At 65.0% G+C, this 4593-nt stretch carries 6 protein-coding genes and 1 tRNA gene; 2 read left to right on the top strand and 5 right to left on the bottom strand.

The features are described 5' to 3' along the window. The 4 genes from QZY48_RS13865 to ccsA form a co-directional block, all read right to left on the bottom strand. Positions 1-741, bottom strand: a 741-nt coding sequence (locus tag QZY48_RS13865; protein ID WP_295431594.1) for a BrxA family protein, incomplete at its 3' end; no start/stop codon positions are given. A 2-nt stretch (positions 742-743) separates the two neighbouring features. Continuing rightward, the gene (locus tag QZY48_RS13860; protein WP_295431592.1) at positions 744-962 is read right to left on the bottom strand and encodes a helix-turn-helix domain-containing protein; all 219 of its coding nucleotides are present in this window, start codon (positions 960-962) and stop codon (positions 744-746) included. A gap of 430 nt (positions 963-1392) precedes the next feature. Then, positions 1393-1468 (bottom strand) — tRNA-Ala (locus QZY48_RS13855). Between the two features lie 122 nt (positions 1469-1590). Further along, complete coding sequence (gene ccsA, locus QZY48_RS13850; protein ID WP_295431591.1) at positions 1591-2409, bottom strand: cytochrome c biogenesis protein CcsA; 819 nt, start codon at positions 2407-2409, stop codon at positions 1591-1593. Positions 2410-2581: 172 nt separating this feature from the next. Between ccsA and ffh the strand changes: the two genes are divergently transcribed. Both ffh and QZY48_RS13840 read left to right on the top strand, forming a co-directional pair. Then, positions 2582-3982 carry a signal recognition particle protein gene (gene ffh / locus QZY48_RS13845; RefSeq protein ID WP_295431588.1) on the top strand — a complete coding sequence of 467 codons (1401 nt, stop codon included), beginning with the start codon at positions 2582-2584 and terminating at the stop codon, positions 3980-3982. A 10-nt stretch (positions 3983-3992) separates the two neighbouring features. Then, positions 3993-4328 (top strand): hypothetical protein, encoded by a 336-nt coding sequence (locus tag QZY48_RS13840; RefSeq protein ID WP_295431586.1) that lies wholly within the window; start codon positions 3993-3995, stop codon positions 4326-4328. On the opposite strand, the gene QZY48_RS13835 is transcribed toward QZY48_RS13840, so the two are convergent. After that, on the bottom strand, positions 4313-4593 hold a 281-nt coding region (locus tag QZY48_RS13835; protein ID WP_295431585.1), incomplete at its 5' end, for a hypothetical protein. The two genes, QZY48_RS13840 and QZY48_RS13835, sit on opposite strands and share 16 nt — an antisense overlap.

Below are 4593 nucleotides of genomic sequence, written 5' to 3'. Positions count from 1 at the left end.
GCGATTAAGATCCCCGAGGGTGTCGATAACCTCTGACGAGTCGATGCCGAGCAACCTGAAGACCGGTGATTTCACCTGATCCAGAAAAGGTGTACCGACCAGCCGCAACGCGGTTAGGATCAATCGAACCGGTGCACCGTAGAGGGACGGTCGAACGGTTCTCTTATGCACGGCACCGGCAGCCAGCCCGAAATCACGAATGCTGGCACAGTATTTCTGGGTAACGGCTCGCGTGGTCTCCTCGGACCAGTCGAGCACTTCAGGATGTTGCGCGGCAGCGCGCACGAGGAACGCCCGGACATCAGCCACACGAACCTCCATGGGTGCCCGGCGAAGCAGCGGGAATAGCCAGTTCATTCCGAGATCTGCCACCAGACGATCATTCAACGCGAACAACACATAGGCGGTCAGGGTGCGCTCGGTCTCGGAGCCACTGCGCTGCCACTGCGCCCAGAATGCTGAAAAGAGCGGATCGCCCACATCAAGCCGATAGCGGGAACGCAGTTCCTTCCAGAGTTTACGCCGGGAAGCGACGGACGACCGCGCCAGGCAGTTGTCGTCGATGACCAGGCCGCGGTAATGCTCTGCGGTCAGGGCCGCATCCTGGGCCTCCAGCAGCAGGCGAAAATCTGTGTATAGCGCCGACCGCGCAGACAGGCGAGAGTAATACGGTGCTTCGGGATCGAGCCCGGGAACCTGCGTGGCTTGGGGAAGCGCCCCCGCGGCGGCCGAGTCAGCCACGGCTAGTCCTTCCCGGGCGGCGCGGTTTCAGGCTCGCTGCCGGGCGACTCGGTGCCGCCCGCTTTAACCCAAGCGTCTACATCTGATAGTTGGAATTTCCAGAGCCGACCAATTTTGTGCGCGGGCAGCCCCTTGCGGTCGATCCAACGGTACACGGAGTCCTTGGTGATGCCGAGGTGGTTGGCTACGTCTTCAACGGAGACCCAGGGTTCGGTCGGCATTGGATGCTCGTCTCTTCAGGGCGCGGGATCATGTGGCAGGGCACGGACGCCATCGGAGCTGACCAAACGCGCCCGAGGTTCCCCCGCGCCGCATCTTTGGCCTCAGGTTAGCGCTATTATGCAGTTTCTTGCAGGCAAAAGTCTTTTACGATCGCACAAACGCGGTTTGTCGGGGTGGCCGATGCCCTGATGAATGACAAGGACCCCGCCGAGACACTCCGGGACTGGGGCCGGCGGGTGTTCCCGGCCGCGCAGGTGGGTGGCTACGGGATAATGGTAATGGTGGGGAGAGAGCGAAAATGGCCCGGAGAGGGGTAGGGGGCCGAAATGCGAAGTCCGCAGGTGCCCGCAGGAACCCGCAAGTTTCCGCAGAGTTGCGCACTTACAGGAACAAAAAAACCCCAACCGAAACCGGTTGGGGTTCATTGATTGGTGGAGCAGAGGGGGATCGAACCCCTGACCTCCGCATTGCGAACGCGGCGCTCTCCCAGCTGAGCTACTGCCCCGGAACGATGCCCGGATGGGACCCCGGTTGAGCGGGGGTCCGGCCGACGCGGTGTTGAGCCCCGTCAGCGGAACGCGAATTTTGCACTATTTACCGGGTTCCAGGCAAGCCCCGCGGTGGGTTTCAGCCCGCGGTACGCAGCAGCATGAGTTCCAGCACCGCCTTGCTGCCGAAGTAGGCGAGGATCAGGATCACAAAACCGCTCAAGGTCCAGATGATGGCGGTCCGGCCGCGCCAGCCGTAACGGAAGCGCCCGAGCAGGAGACCACCGAAGACCAGCCAGGCCAGCACCGACAGCACGGTCTTGTGCACCAGGTGCTGCGCGAACATGTCCTCGAAGAAGGCGAATCCCGAGGCCAGGGCCAGGGTCAGCAGCACAAAGCCGGCCGCGATCATCTCGAACAGCAGGCTCTCCATGGTCTGGAGCGGCGGCAGACCCCGGACGAACCCGCCCGGCTGGCGGCTGCGCAGGTGGTGGTCCTGGATCGCCAGCAGCACGGCCTGGACCGCGCCCAGGGTGAGCAGGCTGTAGGCGAGCATGGACAGCAGGACATGGACCTTGAGCGGCCAGCTGGCCGCCGGGCTCATGAAGGCGATCTCGCCGAAGCGCGCCTCCAGCCCTACGGTGAGGGCGGCCACCGGGAGCAGGATCAGGCCCAGGTTCTCCACCGGCTTGGTCAGGCTGGAAACCAGCAGCAGGGTGATCACGGTCCAGGAGGTCAGCGCCAGGGCGTTGAAAAAGGCCAGGTTCAGGCCGGTGTGGCTGAAAATGCTGTCCCACAGGAGCCAGGTATGCAGGATCAGCCCGGCGAAACCGAGCGATAGCCCCAGGTCCCGGTTCGGCGCCCAGGACTCCCCCCGGCGGAACAGGCGCAGCCCGATCGCGCCGGTGGCGGACAGGTAGAAGAGGATGGCGGCGACGGCGAGCAGGGTGTGTTTCATAGTCTGGCATAATCTCATAAACGGCCGATCGGGAAAATGCCGCGGCGGCGTTATACTCACGGATTCGGTGCCGGGCCGCGCCGCAGGCCGGGCCGCGGGTGGCGGTCGCCGCAGGGCGGGTGCGGCCCGCGTGCCGGGCGGCGATCACCGGGGCGATCATCAGGGGGCAAGTATGTTTGAGAATCTCCAGGAGCGTTTCGGGCGCGTCCTCAAGGACCTGCGCGGTCAGGGCCGCCTGACCGAGGACAATATCAAGGACACGATGCGCGAGGTGCGCATGGCGCTCCTGGAGGCGGACGTGGCCCTGCCGGTGGTGCGGGCCTTCGTCGAGCAGGTGCGCGAGAAGGCCCTGGGCGAGGAGGTGATGAAGAGCCTGACGCCCGGCCAGGTACTGATCAAGATCGTCAACGACGAACTGGTGGCCCTGATGGGGGTGGCCAACGAGCGCCTGGACCTCTCGGCCCAACCCCCCGCGGTGGTGCTGATGGCGGGGCTCCAGGGCTCGGGCAAGACCACCAGCGTGGCGAAGCTCGCCCGCTGGCTCCAGGAGAAGCAGAAGAAAACGGTGGTGGTGGTAAGCTGCGACGTCTACCGCCCGGCCGCCATCGAGCAGTTGCGCACCGTGGCGGCGGAGGTGGGCGCCGGGTTCATCCCGAGCAGCAGCGACCAGAACCCGGTCGACATCGCCCGCCACGCGCTCGACACCGCGCGCAAGCAGTTCAAGGACGTGCTGATCGTGGATACCGCCGGCCGACTGCATGTGGACGCGGCCATGATGGATGAGATCAAGGCCATCCACGCCGCCATCCGCCCGGTCGAGACCCTGTTCGTGGTCGACGCCATGACCGGCCAGGATGCCGCCAACACCGCCCGTGCCTTCGACGAGGCCCTGCCGCTGACCGGCATCATCCTCACCAAGACCGACGGCGACGCCCGCGGCGGGGCCGCCCTGTCGATCCGTCAGATCACCGGCAAGCCGATCAAATTCTTAGGCACCGGGGAGAAGGTCACGGCCCTGGAGCCCTTCCATCCGGAGCGGGTCGCCTCGCGCATCCTGGGCATGGGCGACGTGCTCTCCCTGGTGGAGGAGGTCCAGTCCCAGGTCGACCGCGAGCAGGCCGACCGTCTGGTCAAGAAGCTCAAGAAGGGCAAGGACTTCGATCTGGCGGACTTCCGGGAGCAGTTGGTGCAGATGACCAAGATGGGCGGCATGGCGAGCCTGATGGACAAGCTCCCGGGCATGAGCCAGGTGCCGGAGCACATGAAGAGTCAGGTCAACGACAAGGAGATGGGCAAGCTGGCCGCGATCATCGACTCGATGACGCGCCAGGAGCGGCAGTTCCCCGCCATCATCAAGGGGTCGCGCCGACGGCGCATCGCCTTGGGCTCGGGGACCCAGGTGCAGGACGTGAACAAGCTGCTCAAACAATTCACCCAGATGCAGAAGGTCATGAAAAAGATGAAGGGCGGCGGCATGGCGAAGATGATGCGGGCCCTGGGCTCGCGGATGCCCGGGGGCTTTCCCGGCGGCTTCCCGGGCGGCGGTATGCCCCCGGGCGGGTTCGGACTCTAGGGCGCGGATCATGCACTATCGCGTCTACTACCTCTTCTCCCGCTTCGGTGAGTCCATCTCCTCGGCCAGTGCCGTGGAGATGAGCGCACGCAACATCTGCGAACAGTTGCTGCCGCGGCTCCAGTCGGAGGACGACTTCCTGGGCATCATGGACCCCGCCGAGTGCACGCTCCAGATCCTGTGCGAACGCGAGGCCGACCGCTACTGGGTCGAACTGCCGGTGGAGGCGGCCAAGGCCTCCTACGGGACCTACATGAATCTGGTGGAACTGCGCGCCTTCGTCGCCAAGATGCCCGCGCTGTTCGATTCGCAGGTGATCCCGGGAATGGTCTACCGCCCCTGGTAAAAAAGGAGCCGGGGCGTCCCGCCCCGAAGGGCCTTGATCGTCGTTCCGGCCACCGGAGGTCGAGGCTTTAGCCGGTCCGGCGTGCAGACGCCATTGATTTCTTTCAAATATGTCGACAGCAGCCACCGGCTAACGGTCATGGCACCCGCGCCACCCCGGAACATGAAAGTCCTCTCGACCGCTAGCTCGATGGCCAGCGTGCGGGGCGGCGTAGTCAGGGCTTCCAGCCCTGACTGTTCCAGCCCCGACACCGTCAGGCCAGGAT

The sequence above is a fragment of the uncultured Thiodictyon sp. genome (genome assembly GCF_903828115.1).
Taxonomy (GTDB): domain Bacteria; phylum Pseudomonadota; class Gammaproteobacteria; order Chromatiales; family Chromatiaceae; genus Thiodictyon.
The sequence above is the reverse complement of the archived record's forward strand: the minus strand, read 5'-3'. Positions and strand labels throughout refer to the sequence as shown.